General features: G+C 59.7%; 19 protein-coding genes. 13 read left to right on the top strand and 6 right to left on the bottom strand.

Annotated elements, in window-relative coordinates:
* The first annotated feature begins 13 nt into the window (after nt 1-13).
* Nucleotides 14-1,492 carry a sulfatase family protein gene (locus AC24GY_RS06655; protein ID WP_487681368.1) on the top strand — a complete coding sequence of 493 codons (1,479 nt, stop codon included), beginning with the start codon at nt 14-16 and terminating at the stop codon, nt 1,490-1,492.
* The gene (locus AC24GY_RS06650; protein ID WP_487681366.1) at nt 1,489-2,073 is read left to right on the top strand and encodes a hypothetical protein; all 585 of its coding nucleotides are present in this window, start codon (nt 1,489-1,491) and stop codon (nt 2,071-2,073) included. Before AC24GY_RS06655 ends, AC24GY_RS06650 begins: the two co-directional genes overlap by 4 nt.
* A gap of 513 nt (nt 2,074-2,586) precedes the next feature.
* On the opposite strand, the gene AC24GY_RS06645 is transcribed toward AC24GY_RS06650, so the two are convergent.
* From AC24GY_RS06645 to AC24GY_RS06635, 3 genes are all read right to left on the bottom strand, one after another.
* On the bottom strand, nt 2,587-3,051 hold the full coding sequence (locus tag AC24GY_RS06645) for an EVE domain-containing protein (protein WP_487681364.1): 465 nt from the start codon (nt 3,049-3,051) through the stop codon (nt 2,587-2,589).
* A 289-nt stretch (nt 3,052-3,340) separates the two neighbouring features.
* Nucleotides 3,341-4,453, bottom strand: a complete 1,113-nt coding sequence (locus AC24GY_RS06640; RefSeq protein ID WP_487681362.1) for a D-TA family PLP-dependent enzyme — start codon at nt 4,451-4,453, stop codon at nt 3,341-3,343.
* A 395-nt stretch (nt 4,454-4,848) separates the two neighbouring features.
* Entirely contained in the window at nt 4,849-4,995 is a 147-nt protein-coding gene (locus tag AC24GY_RS06635) for a hypothetical protein (protein WP_422321394.1), read from the bottom strand.
* A 125-nt stretch (nt 4,996-5,120) separates the two neighbouring features.
* Between AC24GY_RS06635 and AC24GY_RS06630 the strand changes: the two genes are divergently transcribed.
* From AC24GY_RS06630 to AC24GY_RS06585, 10 genes are all read left to right on the top strand, one after another.
* Nucleotides 5,121-6,269: a lactonase family protein gene (locus AC24GY_RS06630; protein WP_487681360.1), complete on the top strand. Its 1,149-nt coding sequence runs from the start codon at nt 5,121-5,123 to the stop codon at nt 6,267-6,269.
* Nucleotides 6,270-6,312: 43 nt separating this feature from the next.
* The gene (gene tal, locus AC24GY_RS06625) at nt 6,313-7,251 is read left to right on the top strand and encodes a transaldolase (protein WP_487681358.1); all 939 of its coding nucleotides are present in this window, start codon (nt 6,313-6,315) and stop codon (nt 7,249-7,251) included.
* Between the two features lie 96 nt (nt 7,252-7,347).
* Nucleotides 7,348-8,106, top strand: coding sequence for an imidazole glycerol phosphate synthase subunit HisF (gene hisF / locus AC24GY_RS06620; RefSeq protein WP_487681356.1), 759 nt, complete (start codon nt 7,348-7,350; stop codon nt 8,104-8,106).
* A 41-nt stretch (nt 8,107-8,147) separates the two neighbouring features.
* Complete coding sequence (locus AC24GY_RS06615) at nt 8,148-8,360, top strand: addiction module protein (protein WP_487681354.1); 213 nt, start codon at nt 8,148-8,150, stop codon at nt 8,358-8,360.
* 227 nt (nt 8,361-8,587) lie between these two features.
* Nucleotides 8,588-9,490 carry a hydroxypyruvate isomerase family protein gene (locus AC24GY_RS06610; protein WP_487681352.1) on the top strand — a complete coding sequence of 301 codons (903 nt, stop codon included), beginning with the start codon at nt 8,588-8,590 and terminating at the stop codon, nt 9,488-9,490.
* Nucleotides 9,491-9,561: 71 nt separating this feature from the next.
* Nucleotides 9,562-9,813, top strand: coding sequence for a ribbon-helix-helix protein, CopG family (locus AC24GY_RS06605; protein ID WP_422321400.1), 252 nt, complete (start codon nt 9,562-9,564; stop codon nt 9,811-9,813).
* Entirely contained in the window at nt 9,810-10,244 is a 435-nt protein-coding gene (locus AC24GY_RS06600; protein WP_487681350.1) for a type II toxin-antitoxin system VapC family toxin, read from the top strand. Before AC24GY_RS06605 ends, AC24GY_RS06600 begins: the two co-directional genes overlap by 4 nt.
* Nucleotides 10,245-10,337: 93 nt before the next feature.
* Nucleotides 10,338-10,715 (top strand): VOC family protein, encoded by a 378-nt coding sequence (locus AC24GY_RS06595; RefSeq protein ID WP_487681348.1) that lies wholly within the window; start codon nt 10,338-10,340, stop codon nt 10,713-10,715.
* Nucleotides 10,716-10,752: 37 nt separating this feature from the next.
* Nucleotides 10,753-11,310 (top strand): chloramphenicol phosphotransferase CPT family protein, encoded by a 558-nt coding sequence (locus AC24GY_RS06590; protein ID WP_422321403.1) that lies wholly within the window; start codon nt 10,753-10,755, stop codon nt 11,308-11,310.
* A 202-nt stretch (nt 11,311-11,512) separates the two neighbouring features.
* Nucleotides 11,513-11,803 carry a VOC family protein gene (locus AC24GY_RS06585; RefSeq protein ID WP_487681346.1) on the top strand — a complete coding sequence of 97 codons (291 nt, stop codon included), beginning with the start codon at nt 11,513-11,515 and terminating at the stop codon, nt 11,801-11,803.
* A 1-nt stretch (nt 11,804) separates the two neighbouring features.
* Here AC24GY_RS06585 and AC24GY_RS06580 read toward each other — a convergent pair whose 3' ends face one another.
* On the bottom strand, nt 11,805-12,191 hold the full coding sequence (locus AC24GY_RS06580; RefSeq protein ID WP_487681344.1) for a hypothetical protein: 387 nt from the start codon (nt 12,189-12,191) through the stop codon (nt 11,805-11,807).
* Nucleotides 12,192-12,338: 147 nt separating this feature from the next.
* Here AC24GY_RS06580 and AC24GY_RS06575 point away from each other — a divergent pair, with 147 nt between their 5' ends.
* On the top strand, nt 12,339-13,358 hold the full coding sequence (locus tag AC24GY_RS06575; protein WP_487681342.1) for a phosphotransferase enzyme family protein: 1,020 nt from the start codon (nt 12,339-12,341) through the stop codon (nt 13,356-13,358).
* Between the two features lie 16 nt (nt 13,359-13,374).
* Here the strand turns inward: AC24GY_RS06575 and AC24GY_RS06570 are convergent, their stop codons facing one another.
* Nucleotides 13,375-13,803: a L,D-transpeptidase family protein gene (locus AC24GY_RS06570; RefSeq protein ID WP_487681340.1), complete on the bottom strand. Its 429-nt coding sequence runs from the start codon at nt 13,801-13,803 to the stop codon at nt 13,375-13,377.
* 299 nt (nt 13,804-14,102) lie between these two features.
* Nucleotides 14,103-15,962, bottom strand: a complete 1,860-nt coding sequence (abc-f, locus tag AC24GY_RS06565) for a ribosomal protection-like ABC-F family protein (protein ID WP_487681338.1) — start codon at nt 15,960-15,962, stop codon at nt 14,103-14,105.
* Nucleotides 15,963-16,064 lie beyond the last annotated feature (102 nt).

Here is a 16,064-nt window from a genome sequence, read left to right as displayed (position 1 = left end):
CTGCTGACAACTTATGAAACCGCTGCTGTTGCTTCTTTCGTCATTCATTGTTTTGCATTCGTCGTTTGCGGCGACGCCGAACATCGTGCTCATCAACATTGATGATCTTGGGTATGCGGACATTGGTCCGTTTGGGGCCAAGATTTCGACACCGAATTTGGACCGGATGGCGAAGGAGGGGATGAAGCTCACTAGTCATTATGCGGCGCCAGTGTGCTCGCCTTCGCGTGCGGCAATGATGACGGGATGTTATCCGAAGAGAGTGCTGCCGATTCCCGGGGTGCTGTTTCCGGCGGCGGCGGTGGGGTTGAACCCGAATGCGATCACGGTGGCGGAGGTGTTGAAGGCGGGTGGTTATGCGACGGCCTGCATCGGCAAATGGCATCTGGGTGACCAGCCGGAGTTTCTGCCGACCAGTCAGGGTTTTGAACATTACTTTGGCATCCCGTACTCGAATGACATGGGGCCGGTGGCTGAGGGGTCGAAGAGCAATCCGGACCAGCCGTTGCCCAAGGGGCCTGCCAAGGGCAAAGGCAAAGCGAGTGCTGGCAAGGGGGATGCGGAGCCTGAAACCGGACTGAAAGGGAATGCGCAGCCGCCGCTGCCGCTGGTGGAAGACCACAACGTGGTGGAACGCGTGAAAGCGGAGCAGCACCATACTTTTACGCGGCGCTACACGGAGCGGGCGGTGAAGTTCATCCGGCAGAATCAGAAGCAGCCGTTCTTCCTTTATCTGCCGCACAACGCGGTGCACTTCCCGCACTACCCGCATCAGGATTTCACGGGCAAATCGGGGATCAGTCTGCAGAAGGACTGGGCGATGGAGGTGGATTGGTCGGTGGGGCAGGTGCTGGACACGCTGCGTGAGCTGAAGCTGGACTCGAATACGCTGGTGATTTTCACGAGCGACAATGGCGGGCCGCTCAATCAGGGCGCGGACAACACGCCGCTGCGTGGCAGCAAAGGGAGCACGCTGGAAGGTGGGATTCGCGTGTGCACGATTGCGTGGTGGCCGGGGAAGATCGCCGCGGGTTCGAAGACGAATGAGATTACGGCGCACATGGACTGGCTGCCGACTTTTGGAACGCTGGCGCGATGCAAGAGCGTGGGAGAGCTGACGCTGGACGGCAAGGACATCTCGCCCGTGCTGCTGGGCCAGAAGGGTGCGAGCGGGCATGATGTGTTTTATTACTATGCGGGCTTCAACCTGCAGGCGGTGCGCAGCGGAGCGTGGAAGCTGCACCTGGGCAAAAAGGAGCTGTACAATCTCGATGAGGACATCGGCGAGGCGAAGAATGTGGCGGCTGAGCATGCCGACATCGTGGCGCGGCTGGAGAAGCAGGCGGAGACGATGAAGGCGGACCTGGGTGACAAGACGAAGGATGCGCCGGGCGTGCGTGAGCTGGGACGGGTGGAGCATCCGCAGCCGCTCATCAGCGCCGATGGCACGGTGCGCGAAGGTTTTAATAAGATCGCCAAGACACTGCCATGAAGACCGCCCTGTTTCTTTTCCTCGCCACTGCATCCTTCGCGGCAGATGCTCCGCTGCTGAAGGATGAGTTTCTGCTGCCGAACTTTGAAACCCGCCGTGCCTCGCGAGGTGAGTGGAAGTTTGCGGAAGGCTGCGCCACGTGCACGCAGGATGATGCGCTGTTCAAGAAGAACAAGGATCATGGGCCGATCCTGTTTTATGATCTGGCCTACACGGACGCGGCCATCCACTTCGCGGTGAAGCCGGATGCGGCGAAAAAGACGATTGTCTTCACGGCCAATGGTGCGGAGGGGCATGTGTTTCGTCTGGTGTTCAGCCAGTCCGGCATGGGTGTGCGAGCTTTTCCACCGGAGGAGAAGGACCATAAGTCGATCTCGCTGGGGAATGAGGCGGCGGTAGTGCTGAAGGCGGATGCGTGGACGAAGATCCGTGTGGAGCTGCGCGGCAGCAAGGCCACGGTGAAGATCGGGGATTTTACGAAGACGTATGAGCACGCGTCGATTGCGCGCGCGAAGACGAATCTGAGTGTGGGCTTCAGCTACGGCACGGTGAGCGTGATGGAGATGGTGGTGGACAAGTAGCGGTGCTCGCAGGAAGGGCACTCAGTTAAGCGCGTTGGTCGTGAGCTTTGGAGCTAGCGGCACGCTCTGAGCGCGGCGGAGCTCCTTGCAAACGCTGCTGGTGGGCGAGTTGTGCGGCGGGGTGCTGGGTTTGCTTCCCGGATAGGCATTCCATACCCAGGGTCGCCTCGCCAAGCTCGGCTGACCCTGGGCTATATTACGCAGCCCCTTTGGGGCTGATGTATGGCGGAGTGGAGTGGCGAAAGAGAGAGCATCCTTGCAAGGAAATACAGAGGGCCGAACATCGTAGAGCCAACGAAAAGCTAGCGCACATAGCGGTCAGCTTTGTCCTCTGATCGGCATAGCATGCGCGACTGAGCAGAAACCGCAGTCCAAAGGGCTGGCATTTGCTCAAACGAGAGTCGGTTGATTGGATGCTTTGGGCTTCCTTCTCCGCCCTCCTGCGTCGAGCCATGAAGGACAGGCCGGCGACGGCGGGCTGGGGACAGCCCGCCCTACCTGCGGGGCCAGGATCTACAGGCCGCCGAGTTTGCAGATACGATCCCAGTGTTTGGTTTCCACGGGGGTGATGGAGAGGCGGTTGCCGCGGCGGAGGATGAGCATGTCGGCGAGCTTGGGGTCGGCGCGGAGCATGTCGAGGGTGACGAAGGTTTTGAAGTCGGCCTCCCATTTCACATCGACCATGAGCCAGCGGGGGTCCTCGCGTTTGCTGCCCTTGTCGAAGTATTCGGAGGAGGGGTCAAACTGGGTGTGGTCGGGATAGGCTTCCTTGACGATCTTCACGATGCCAGCGATGCCGGGGACGTCGCAGCTGGAGTGGTAGAAGAAGCCGAGGTCTCCCACATTCATCTGGTCGCGCATCATGTTGCGGACCTGGTAATTGCGCACGCCGTTCCAGGGCTCGGTCTTCTTGGGGCGCTGCTTCAGGTGGTCGAAGGAGAAGACGTCGGGTTCGGATTTGAGGAGCCAGTGGTGCATGAGATTGAACCACGGAATACACGGAATACACGGAAAGGGAAAGGCAAGTTAGAGATGGCCCGATCAATGGGAGCTGGTCAGTGGTTCGATGGTGCCGTTTGCTGAAGGGTGCCAAACCGCCCATGGAATGTGCGGACCACTTCACGCTTGGTACGCGGTGTGATGGTGTCTCAACCGCCGATGCAATTCATGAGGCCGGACTACTGGAGCGGGCGTGTGTTTATCACGCGTTCAGAGACGGGCGGGCTGTCGCCACACCCATCCCACGAACGAAAAAGTGCCACGTGGCTCAAACGGTGATCAGCCGGTTGCGGGCGGTGATGGGCCAGCGTTCGGTGGTTTTGAAGCCGTCGATGACGTAGGCTTCGCCGTGCATGGAGACGGTGGGGCAGACGTGGCGGGGGATACCGTGGAGGGCCTGGCCGATGGTGAATTCGTGGGCGCGCTCGGTTTCGAGAACGAGGTGCTCCTCGCTCTGCATGACTGCGACGGCGTCGGGGAGCTCTTCGAAGCGGACGCGGGGGTGGGGATTCTCGGGGGCGACGGATTTGTGGCCGAGGTCGAGGGTGAGGCGGTTCACGCCGGGCTTGCTGATGACGCGGGCGAGAAGGACGGCGGCGGGCAGGAAGGGGAGATCGGCGGGGTATTTGTCTCCGTAGCCGAAGTCCCAGAGGACGGTGGTGCCGGGGCTGAGGGTTCGGTCTTCATAGCCGGCGTGGATGCCGAAGGTGGGGGAGCCGCCGGCGACGAGTTCTTTGACGATGATGCCCTCCCCCTGGAGGCGGCAGCGGAACTGGAGGACGGACTCAAAGGCGGCGTCACAGCGCTCGCGGCGGACGTCGAGACTGTCGTCGTGGATGTGGCCGTCATAGCAATGGATGCCGCGGAACTGGAGACGAGGGGTGTCCTTGATGACATGGGCGAGAATGGCGGCCGCGTCGCCGGGAACGATGCCGGTGCGGCCCATGCCGCAGTCGATTTCGATGTAAACACCGAGGGTGACATTGTGCTGCTGGGCGGCGGAGGCGAGGAAGGTGATGACCTCTTCGGAGTCGGCGATGCTGGAGAACTGGGTGTCGGGGAACTTGACGGCGAGATCGCCGAGGCGCTGGGCATTGATGCCCACGCAGGGCATGGCGAGGAGGACGTCCGTGGCGCCCACGGCGGCGCACATTTCCGCCTCGGCGATGGTGGAGGTCTTGAACTGGGTGATGCCAAGACGGATCTGCATGGCGATGACCTCGGCCGTCTTGTGGGTCTTCACATGAGGGCGCAGGCGTTTGGGATTGCCTGCGATCTGGAGCATGAGGGCCAGATTGTGCTCGATGCGCTTGCGGTAGAAGAGGAGCGCAGGCGATGGGATGTCAGCTTCGTTTTCGACGTGGAACCAGGCGGGTTGCATAGGTGGGCACACCGTGGCGAGGACGGCGGGCGCGGTCAAATGCGGGCGTAATGCGAATGGCGCTTAGTTCAAGGCAGCGGAGAGCGTGGCCAGCGCGTGTGGGAATTGCAAACTGGGAACTGAAAACTGAGAATTTTAAATTGGCCGGAGGTGCGGTGACCTATGGGCATTGAGCGGTTTAGGATCCCGCGAGCGGAGAGGTGAGGGAGGGCAAGAGCAGGGAAAGCTTCGCGTAGTCATGCTTATCCCGGATGCGCAGGGAGCATGAAATGCGGGGTTCGGCATGTGGCGGAGTGCTGCGGAATAAATTCCGCGCTCCGAGGCCGGCGCTTCAAAGCGAGAACCCGGGCTCTTAAAGCAGCCCTCGGTTCATCTCGCGGAGCGAAATGGCTACTTTAGGTGTTCTTCGGAATCCAATCGCCTTCGCGGTAGTCGAGAGGCTTCTCTTTATCCGTATCGTGCTCCAACTTGATGGGCTGGAAGCCGCTGCAGCCAGGGAGCATCAGCAAAAGGGCGGCGAGAAGAAACAGGGAAGGTTTCATGGCACGGAAGATGCGCGGTCATCATGAAGGAGCAAGCTAACAAATTGACGGGATGAAATCCGTTCATGCAGCAGGCGCAGTGAGGGCTTGACCGGGCAGCCACACGCCGTCAGCATCGGGGCACCATGACCCGAGCCTCCATCGCCTTTGCCTTTGCCGCCCTCACCACCACCGCCATCGCCGGGGAAAACTTCCTCGTGTACTTTGGGACGAACACCAATGCGAAGAACGGGAGCAAGGGGGTGTATGTGTCCCGGTTCAACACGGCGACCGGAGAACTGACGGAGCCGCAACTCGCTGTGGAGGCAGGCAACCCGGGCTTCCTGGCGATCCACCCGTCGAAGAAGTATCTGTATGCCTGCGGGGACGTGACGAAGGCCGATGGCAAGAAGGCGGGGGGGATCAGCGCGTTTGGGATCGACTCAAAAAGCGGCAAGCTGACACTGATCAATCAGGCGGCGACGACTGGAGCGGGCCCATGCCATGTGAGCGTGGACAAGACAGGAAAGGTGGCGACGATCGCAAACTACGGCAGCGGGAGCATCAGCTCCTATGCGATCAAGGAGGACGGCTCGGTCTCTCCGGAAGTGAGCTTTTTCCAGCATGAGGGCTCAGGCGCGGACCCGAAGCGTCAGGCGGGACCGCATGCGCACTCGGTGAACTTCAGCCCGGACAACCGCTTTGCCTTCGCCTGCGACCTGGGGCTGGACAAGGTGCTGATCTACAAGGTGGACACGGCCAGCGGGAAGCTGACGCCGAATGACCCGCCCTTTGCCAAAACACCGGCAGGCGGCGGACCGCGCCACCTGGCGTTTCACCCGAGCGGGAAGTTTGTCTTTGTGAACAACGAAATGGGGATGTCTGAGACGGTGTTTGCCTATGATGCGGAAAAGGGCGCGCTGACCGAGGTGGAAACTGTCTCCACGCTGCCGGAAGCGGACCGTGGCATGAAGGGCCTGAGCACGGCTGAGTCGGTGGCGCATCCGAATGGGCGCGTGGTCTATGTTTCCAACCGCACGCACGACACCATCGCCGTGTTTGCCTGTGACCCTGCCACCGGGAAGCTGACGCTGCTGCAAAACGTTCCTGTGGAAGGCAAGATCCCCCGGAACATCTGCCTGGACCCGACCGGCAAGTGGCTGATCGCCGCGCATCAGGACAGCGCGACGGCAGCACTTTTCAAGGTGGATCAGGACAGCGGAAAGCTCACCTTCACCGGCACGAAGGTGAACGTCCCGGGGAGCATCTGCGTGCGGTTCCTTGCGCTTGATTAACCTGCCACAGCCTTTACTCTCATCCCCCCAAAACCCCCAGACTATGACCCAGCTCGATCAGCTCAAGCAGCACACCGTGGTAGTGGCCGACACCGGCGACTTCGAAGCCATGAAGGCCTACAAGCCTCAGGACGCCACGACCAATCCTTCCCTCATCCTCCAGGCTTCGCAGAAGGCTGAGTACAAGTCGCTGTTCGACAAAGCTGTGGCTGATGGCAAATCCGGCGGCGTGGACGCTGTGATGGACAACCTGGTGGTGGCCTTTGGTCTTGAAATTCTGAAGATCGTCCCGGGTCGTGTTTCGACGGAAGTGGACGCCCGCCTGTCGTTCGACACGCAGGCCAACATCGACAAGGCGCGTCATTTGATCAGCATGTATGAGAAGGCTGGCATCGGCCGTGAGCGCATCCTGATCAAGATCGCCTCCACCTGGGAAGGCATCAAGGCTGCGGAAGTGCTGCAGAAGGAAGGCATCAACTGCAACCTGACGCTGCTTTTCAGCCTCGCGCAGGCGGTGGTTTGCGCCGAGGGCGGGATCAAGCTGATCTCTCCTTTCGTGGGCCGCATCCTTGACTGGCACAAGAAGAGCACGGGCAAGGACTTCGCAGGAGCGGAAGATCCGGGCGTGCAGTCCGTGACGCAGATCTACAACTACTACAAGCATTTCGGCTACAAGACCGAGGTGATGGGCGCCAGCTTCCGCAACAAGGGTGAAATCACTGAACTCACCGGCTGCGACCTGCTGACCATCAGCCCGGGCCTGCTGGGTGAACTGGCGGCAAGCGAAGAGGCCATCACACCGAAGCTCAATGCTGCGAACGCGAAGTCCCTGAAGATCGAAAAGATCGGCAGCGACGAGAAGACTTTCCGCTGGCTGTTCAACGAAGACGCCATGGCGACTGAAAAGACCGCCGAGGGCATCCGCAACTTCGCGAAGGACATCGTGAAACTGGAAACGATGGTGGCTTCGGCTTTGGGCTGAGACTGAGCCGAAAGAAGGGAAAGAGGAGAAAAAATCGGAGAAGAAGTTCTCTGATTTTTTCCCTTTTTGATTTCTACGGCGTATCCCATTTTCATTATGCTGACCAAGCGCATCATTCCCTGTCTCGACGTGAAGGAAGGCCGTGTCGTCAAAGGCACGAAGTTCCTGCAACTGCGTGATGCCGGCGATCCGGTGGAGTGCGCGCAGGTGTACAATGCGCAGGGGGCGGACGAGCTGGTGTTTCTGGACATCACGGCGAGCCATGAGGAGCGCAAGACGATGGTGGATGTGGTGGCACGCACAGCGGCCAGCTGCTTCATGCCGCTGACCGTGGGCGGAGGCATCCGCACCGTGGCGGACATGCGCGAGATGCTGCTGGCGGGTGCGGACAAGGTGGGCATCAACACAGCGGCGGTGAAGACCCCGCAGGTGATTGATGAGGCGGCCAATGCGTTTGGCTGCCAGTGCCTGGTGGTGGCGATTGATGCGAAGAGGAATGCGAATGGTTCCTGGACGGTTTACACGCATGGAGGCCGCAATGCGACGGAGCTGGATGCGGTGGAGTGGGCGGCTGAAGTGTGCCGACGCGGTGCCGGTGAGATTTTGCTGACGAGCATGGACTCGGACGGCACGAAGAATGGCTATGACATCGGGCTGACCAAAGCGGTGAGCGAGGCGGTGACGATTCCGGTGATCGCCAGCGGTGGCGCAGGGAACATTGACCACATGGTGGATGTCTTGAGAGACGGGAAGGCCGATGCGGTGCTGGCGGCGAGCATTTTCCACTTTGGTGAGTACACCGTGGGGGATGTGAAGAAGTATCTGGGTGAGCGTGGGGTGCCGGTGAGGCTGTAGGAGGGGCTTGCTTGGAGATGGTGGAGGCATAGTCTGGCACCATGAGTCTCGATCATTTCCCCGATCTGGCCCGCCTGCCGAAAAGGAAGCGAATGCAGCTGGCTGATGAGCTGTGGCTTTCCTGTGTGGATGACGGCATGAAGACACCGAAGTGGCAACAAGAGACTTTGGAACAGCGGTGGAGTGCTTATCGCGATGGTGAGGTGAAACGCATTTCGCTGAAGGAGATCGAACGTCGTTGCGGCGGGCGATAAGAGGCCGCAGGGCGTGCGCATTTGCGGCCGCATGCGCTTCCGGATTCCGGCTAAAGCCGGTACTACAATACGTAAGCTGGGTGGGCGCTTGCGTTTCGTGAAAATGCCGTTCTCGCCTTGGAAACATTGGAGGCGAGGGGTGGAAAGTCCAGAACGGGCTAAAGCCCGAACTACGAGCTATGATTCTGTGCTTGGAATCTTGCGCGGTGTCCGTGTAGGCTGCGCCTATGAATCCATCCACGCTTTCCCGCCGCCAGTTCGGAACTCTTGCCAGTGTCGGTGCCATCGCGGCGATGCTGCGGACGCAGATTGAAGCGGCTGACAAGGCAGCGGCTGGTGCAGGCAAGGTGAGGCACTCGGTGTGCAAGTGGTGCTACAAGGATATTCCGCTGGAGGATTTCTGTGTGGCGGCGAAGGAGATCGGGCTGGAGTCGGTGGAGCTGCTGAATCCGGAGGATTTTGCGACGGTGAAGAAGCACGGGCTGCACTGCGCGATGGTGAGCTATCCGACGATTGAAGCTCCGGGCGGCGTGAAACTGGGGCCGATCCCGAAGGGGTGGAACCGTGTGGAGCATCATGATCTGCTGGTGCAGGCGTATGAGCCGCTGCTGCAGACGAGCGCGGAGGCGGGATTTAAGCAGGTGATCTGCTTCAGCGGGAACCGTGATGGCATGAGCGACGAGCAGGGACTGGAGAACTGCGCGAAGGGCCTGCAGCGTCTGATGCCGCTGTGTGAGAAGCTGGGGGTGACGCTGGTGATGGAACTCTTAAACAGCAAGGTGAACCACCCGGACTATATGTGCGACCACAGCGCTTGGGGCGTGGCCTTGTGCAAGAAGATCGGATCGCCTCACTTCAAGCTGCTCTATGACATCTATCATATGCAGATCATGGAGGGTGATGTGATTGCGACGATCCGGCGGGATCATGAGTACTTTGCGCATTATCACACGGGCGGGGTGCCTGGGCGGGCGGAGATTGATGAGACGCAGGAGCTGAACTACCCCGCGATCATCAAGGCGATTCAGGAGACGGGGTATGCGGGGTATTTGGGGCAGGAGTTCATTCCGAAGCGGGCGGACAAGCTGGCCTCGCTGAAGCAGGGGGTGCAGATCTGCACGGTGGGGTGAACGGGCTGGCTTGAGTTTCAGCGGCCTTTACCGACTTGAATTTGCCCAACATCCATGCGATGCATGGATCCATGCAAAAGATCCAAATTCTTTTTCCTGATCCGCTCATGGAAATGCTTCGAAATCTGGCGCGAGCTGAAGACCGACCGGTAAGTGAAATTGTCAGGCGTGCCGTGGACCGTGACCTGGAACAACGTGCGGGGATGCTGAAACGTTCGAATGCCGGGGCGCGCCCGCCAGCTTTTCCCACTTTCGGCGGAGGCAGGGTGCTGGCAAAAGCTTCCGAGATGAAAGCGCTGATCCATGGTGATGAAATGCCATGAACAGCCTGGACACCAACATCCTGATCTATGCGGCCAATAGTGATGCGCCGGAGCATGCAAAGGTGCTTGCCGTGGTGAACCTGATGCTCGCGAATCCAAGTGAATGGATTCTCTCAGACCAGGTCTTGTGGGAATTTTACAAAGCGCTACGCCATCCCAAAATTTTGCAAAAGCCGCGAACTTCCGCGCAGGCGGCGGCACAGGTGCGGTTCATCAGGGAGAAGAGCGGTGTGGTCTGCTGCAGCTATGAAACAGGTTTTTTCAACGAGGTTCTCTCCCTGCTGGAAAAGCCTCGCTTTCCATATCAGCGCACCCACGATTCGGTTTTGGGGATGACGCTCCTCAAACATGGCGTGAAGACTTTTTACACCCGCAATGAAAAAGACTTCACGGACATCCCTTTCCCGAAAGTGATCAACCCGATTGACTGAAAGCCTGTCCTGATGATCCCGACATGGTCGATGACGGCGGATGTTTGAGATCGACCGTTGACCCACAAGATCGACAATCAATCATCTCAAGCCATGCTCCATCATCTCTCCTTCGCCGTCACGGACATTTCACGCTCCGGGGCCTTCTATGATGCCGTGCTGGCACCGCTGGGGTATGGGCGGGTGTGGGAGGATGAGACCTTTGTGGGCTATGGGACGGAGCCGGGGAAGGATGTGTTTGCCCTGAAGCTTCGTCCGCAAAATGCGGGCGTGCCGGGGGATGGATTTCATGTGGCCTTTGCCGCACCAACGCGGGAGGCAGTGAGTGCGTTTTATGAGGCTGCGCTGGCGCATGGCGGCAGGGATAACGGCGGCGCGGGACTGCACGCGGAATATGGGCCGGATTACTTTGCAGCGTTTGTGATGGATCCGGATGGGTATCGGATTGAGGCAGCGCTCGTTGGAGAGTAGTCTGGTGTGCAGATCTGTTTACGATCTTTCCTTCCTCATGAACCGTGCCCCGGCCATCCTTCTCAATGGAACGTCCAGTTCTGGCAAAACGACTCTCGCCACTGCCTTGCAACGGGCGATGCCGGAGCCGGTGTTGTATGTATCGAATGACAATTTCATCTTCATGACGCCGGAGCATGTGCTGAAGGATGATGCGGCGCGGCCCAAAGTTTTGATGCCTCTGCTGTCTGCGTTTCATCGTTCGCTGCCGCTTATTGCGGGCTGTGGTTTTCCAATGATCATCGACCATGTAATCGAGCGCTGTGACTGGATGGATGAGATCGCAGAGGCGCTGCGGGGATTCGATGTGTACTTTGTGAAGGTGGAATGTCCCGTGGAGGAGCTGGAACGAAGGGAGAGCGCGCGCGGGGACCGGCAGATTGGGTTCGCTAAGATGCAGCTAGAATGGGTGCACCGGTATGGGGACTACGATGCCGTGGTGAACACGTTCACGCATACGCTGGCGGAGAATGTCGAGACCTTGAAACAACTGCTTTGCTCTGGCGCAAAACCTCAGGCGCTGGAACGCCACCGTGATATGCGGGCAGCTCAATAAAGCCCAGCATGAAGACGATGATCCAAGATGCACACCTTGCGCTGCTGGCGCGGCCCTATGGATTTGTGCCCGACGACCTTGAGTTTCTGCGCAGCAGCCAGAACCATGTTTACCTGGGCCGGCGTGATGGCGAGAAGGTCATCTTGCCGCACGCTCCGGGGCCTTCTATGATGCCGCGCTGGCACCGCTGGGGTATGGGCGGGTGTGGGAGGATGAGACCTTTGTGGGCTATGGGACGGAGCCGGGGAAGGATGTGTTTGCCCTGAAGCTTCGTCCGCAAAATGCGGGCGTGCCGGGGGATGGATTTCATGTGGCCTTTGCCGCACCAACGCGGGAGGCAGTGAGTGCGTTTTACGAGGCTGCGCTGGCGCATGGCGGCAGGGATAACGGCGGCGCGGGACTGCACGCGGAATATGGGCCGGATTACTTTGCGGCGTTTGTGATGGATCCGGATGGGTATCGGATCGAGGCGGTGATCACGGAGGGGGCTTAGCTCAACCCGAAAAGACCATGCCGGTGGGGCATTGAACCTCACAAGACTGGCAGATGGTGATGACCTCCTGATCGCCTCCCTGGCCTGTGTACCGGACCCGGAGCTCCGTTTTCCCGCCACACAAGGGGCATCGTACCCGCTTCATATGGAATGCGGCGAGGCAGGTCACAAAGAAAATGCCCAGTCCCGTACAGGCCAGGTTTCCTGAAACAGGCCCCTTGGCGCCGGGCCACAGCCAGTACAACAAGATTGAGATCCCCATGACTGCGACCGAGAGCAGGAGGCCACGCACGATGAACCGCTTTTTCGCCGCGACGTAGGCATGCACGCCTCTGTCGAACTCCTCGGAGCTGCGAAAGGCTTGTTCATGTTCGGCAATGGTTTTCATTTGCCGGGATTTAACCCCGGGCGGAGGGGACGGGCCATTGCAAAATCAGACGATGTTTTGCATCGCAGGATGGCCCACGGACCGATCAGCCTGCCTTTGCGGAGCTTGACAAAGAATGGCCATCACCGAGTGCCCTGCCTCCGCTGCATGATTACACACGAACATCTGGCAATGCTGGCACGGTCCTATGGAATGGCGTCCGATGACCTGGAGTTTGTGCGAAGCAACCAGAACCATGTGTATCTGTGCCGACGTGATGACAGAAGGTGCATTCTGCGCATCTCCACAGGAAGGCACCGGAGCAGCGCCCAAGTGGAGGCCGAGCTGGCCTGGATCGAATTTCTCGCGGCGCAGGGCGTCCGGGTGTGCAGGCCGATCCAGGCTCTGAATGGCGAAACCTGTGTGACTCTGAGCGCCGAGGGCACGGTTTACATCGTGACATGCTTTGAGCATGCTCCAGGACGCAAGATCATGCCGTCTGACATCGCACCGCCGATCTATGAGAAGCTCGGCGGACTGCTGGCCCAGCTGCATTCTCATGCACTGAAGCTGCCTGAAGGCCATGCCGCAGAGACGAGAGCGCAATGGCATGAGTCACGCCTGCTGAATGAGGATGTGGCAGAGCTGCGGGGGCGCGTTTCACCGGGATTTCTGAAGAGCCTCAAGGATCTGATGCAGAAGCTGCGGAAACTGCCGGCGGCTCCCGGCTCCTTTGGACTCGTTCATGCTGACGCCTGCCTGGGAAACTGTTTTTTGGATGGTGACCAACTGTGGATCTTCGACTTCGACAACTGCGAGCACGGGCACTTTGTGCAGGATTTTGCGACGATATTGTACGATTCGATCTACTGCAGGGTTCTCAACCAGTTTGCTGATGAGGGGCTGAATGACCGCATCGCGCCGCTGTGGGCGGGGCTGTGGAAGGGGTACTCAAGGACAGGCCCGCTGGCAGCCGTTGACGCATTCGAGCTCAAGCACTTCTTCCTTTTGCGTGAAGCAGTGATCTACATTCACTACCACCGGACTCTGGATGTGCCCGCGTTGAGCGAGTCGTTCAAGGCGGGACTGGAGGTGATGCGGAAGAATGTCGAAGATCAGGCGCACCAGGTGGACTTTGAGAGACTGGCCTTGCTGAGCAAGGACGCGCAGATCAGCACCGCGATCTGAGCTTTGCCGCCGGACTTCAGGGCACGACCTTCACGGGTGTGCCCACGGAGGAATGACGGTAGAAGATCTCCGCCATGCGCTGCGGGAGGCGGATGCAGCCGTGGGAGGCGGGATAGCCCGGCAGGTAGCCTTCATGCATGCCGATGGCACCGGTGATGCGCATGAAGTAAGGCATTCTGGCAGGGTCAAACAATGCGCCGGGCGGGCGCGAATCTTTGCGCACATCGATCTCGCGCTTCAGGACGGTGCCGTCCTTGCTGACGTAGTCTCCGAACAAGGAGGAGGCGTGATCGATGTCTTTTTCCATGACGGAGAAACTGCCAGCCCTGGTGGCCATGCCTTCCCGCCCCGAGGAAATCGGCGAGACGCCGGCAAGCTGGCCACCTTTGTAAAAGTAGATTTTCTGCTCGCCCAGACGGATCAGCATGCTCGGAGAGCCACTCATGGAGTCGCCGTGCCACTCGCCTTCATCATGCCTTGGGGCTTGCAGTTGCGGAGTCTTGTTTACTCGGGGTGCACGTGGTCTCTTGTACACCGGGACTTTTTCAATCCAGAAGGCGCCCGTGCCGGGAATCGGATGGCGTACTTCGACTTCATTTGAGCAAGACATCAGGCTGACAGACACCAGCAGCAGCACGCAGCACACGGCACCACGACGCAAGCAATGTTCATGAGATGGTGAGTTCACCCTGCCGGGTAAACACAGCCACCCTCTACGCGCAACCGTTTTCACAGGACTGCCGACTACTTTGCGTCCACTGGCACCAGTTTCTCCAGCTCCTCCGTGGCTTTTTCCCACTCGGTGGTGAATTTGGGGATCTTGGTTTCGACGGCTTCGAGTTCGGCGCTGAGGACGCGGAACTGGGCGGCATCGGCATAAGTGGCTTCTTCCTGGAGGAGATTGACGATCTCGTGCTTGCGCTTGTCGAGGGTGGCGAGCTCCTGCTCGATTTTGAAGATGCGCAGATCGAGCTCCTTCTTGGCCTTGCTGTAGGCATTGCGGGCATCGGCCTCGGCACGGCGCTGCTGCTTGCTCTTGGCCTCTTTTGGTGCTGGGGCGCTGTTATAAGAATTGGGCTGGGCGTTGTGCAGGGTGGCGGTGAGGGCCTCGCGGGCGGAGCCGGCCTTGGACTTGTCGAGGTAGTACTGGTAGTCGCCGGCGTAGGGGGTGATGACGCCAGCGCTGACGTGCAGGACGTGCTTGGCCATCTGACGGATGAAGTGCACGTCATGGCTGATGAAGACGAGGGTGCCTTCGTATTGATCGAGCGCGCCGATGAGGGCGTCGATGCTGCCCATGTCGAGATGGGTGGTGGGCTCGTCCATGAGAAGGAAGTTTGGTGGATCGAGCAGGAGGCGCACGAGCACGAGGCGTGATTTTTCACCCCCGCTGAGAACGCCGACGGGCTTGAAGACATCGTCTCCGTGAAAGAGGAAGGAGCCGAGGAGGGTGCGGCACATGTTTTCTCCGGGGCGGCTGGGGAGGTCCATGGCGGACTGCAGCACGGTGTGGCGCATGTTGAGGACATCGCCGCGATACTGGGCGAAGTAGCCGAGTTTGACGTTGTGGCCGAGCTCATAGGTGCCGGCCTGAGGTTTGAGAGCTCCGGCGAGAAGTTTGAGGAGCGTGGATTTGCCGGCGCCGTTGGGGCCGACGAGCACGGTGCGCTGGCCGCGTTCGATTTCGAGATCGAGGCCGGTGTAAACGGGCTGGGTGCCGTAGGCGAAATCGACATCCTTGATGCGGATGACGCGCTGGCCGCTGCGCAGTGGCTGCGGGAAGCGGAACTTGACAGTCTTGGCATCGGCCACGGGTGCATCGACTTTTTCGATGCGGTCGATCATCTTGGCCTTGTCCTGCGCGCGGGAGGCGAAGTTGGCCTTGGCTTTGAACTTGTCCACCCAGGCCTGCATCTTGGCGAGCTCGCGCTGCTGATTGTCGTAGGCGCCCTGAAGCTGCTCCATGCGGGCGGCTTTTTCGCGGGTGTAGTCGTCGTAATTGCCGGTGTAGCGGGTGATCTTGCTGTGGGCGACTTCGAGGATGCTGTCGCAGAGGGCATTGAGGAATTCGCGGTCATGCGAAATCATGAGGATGGCGCCCGGATAGCTCTGGAGGTAATTTTGGAACCAGATGAGGGATTCGAGGTCGAGGTGGTTCGTCGGTTCGTCGAGCAGGAGGAGATCGGGCTCCTGCACGAGGAGACGGGCAAGGTGAGCACGCATGACCCAGCCACCGCTAAGGGTGCGGGCGTTGCGCTCGAAGTCGGACTCGCGGAAGGCGAGGCCGCTGAGGATGCGCTTGGCCTTGGGCTCGACTTCCCAGCGCTGATGTTCGTCCACATGACCGGTGGCAAGCTCCAGCACGGTGACGTCTTCAATGGGGGCGCTTTCCTGCGGGAGGAAGCCAAAGGTGATGCCGCGCTCCATGACGACCTGGCCATCGTCCGGGACGGTGTCGCGCAGCAGCAGGGAGAAGAGCGTGGATTTGCCGGCGCCATTGGGGCCGATCAGGCCGATTTTTTCGCCACGGTTGATGTGAAACGACACCTGGCTGAACAAGGTGCGGCCGGCGTAGGTTTTGCTGACATTGGAAACGGAGAGCATGAGGGAAAGGGGGCGCGCACTGTGGCGATGAAATGCCCAGTGTCGAGGGCGCAGGCTGGGGGACTGCCCCTGAGATTCCCAACGGCAGGGGGTGTTTCAAGG

The organism is Prosthecobacter sp. Pr1 (assembly GCF_057652315.1).
Note: the sequence above shows the minus strand (reverse complement) of the source record. Positions and strands in the feature narration are given on the sequence as shown.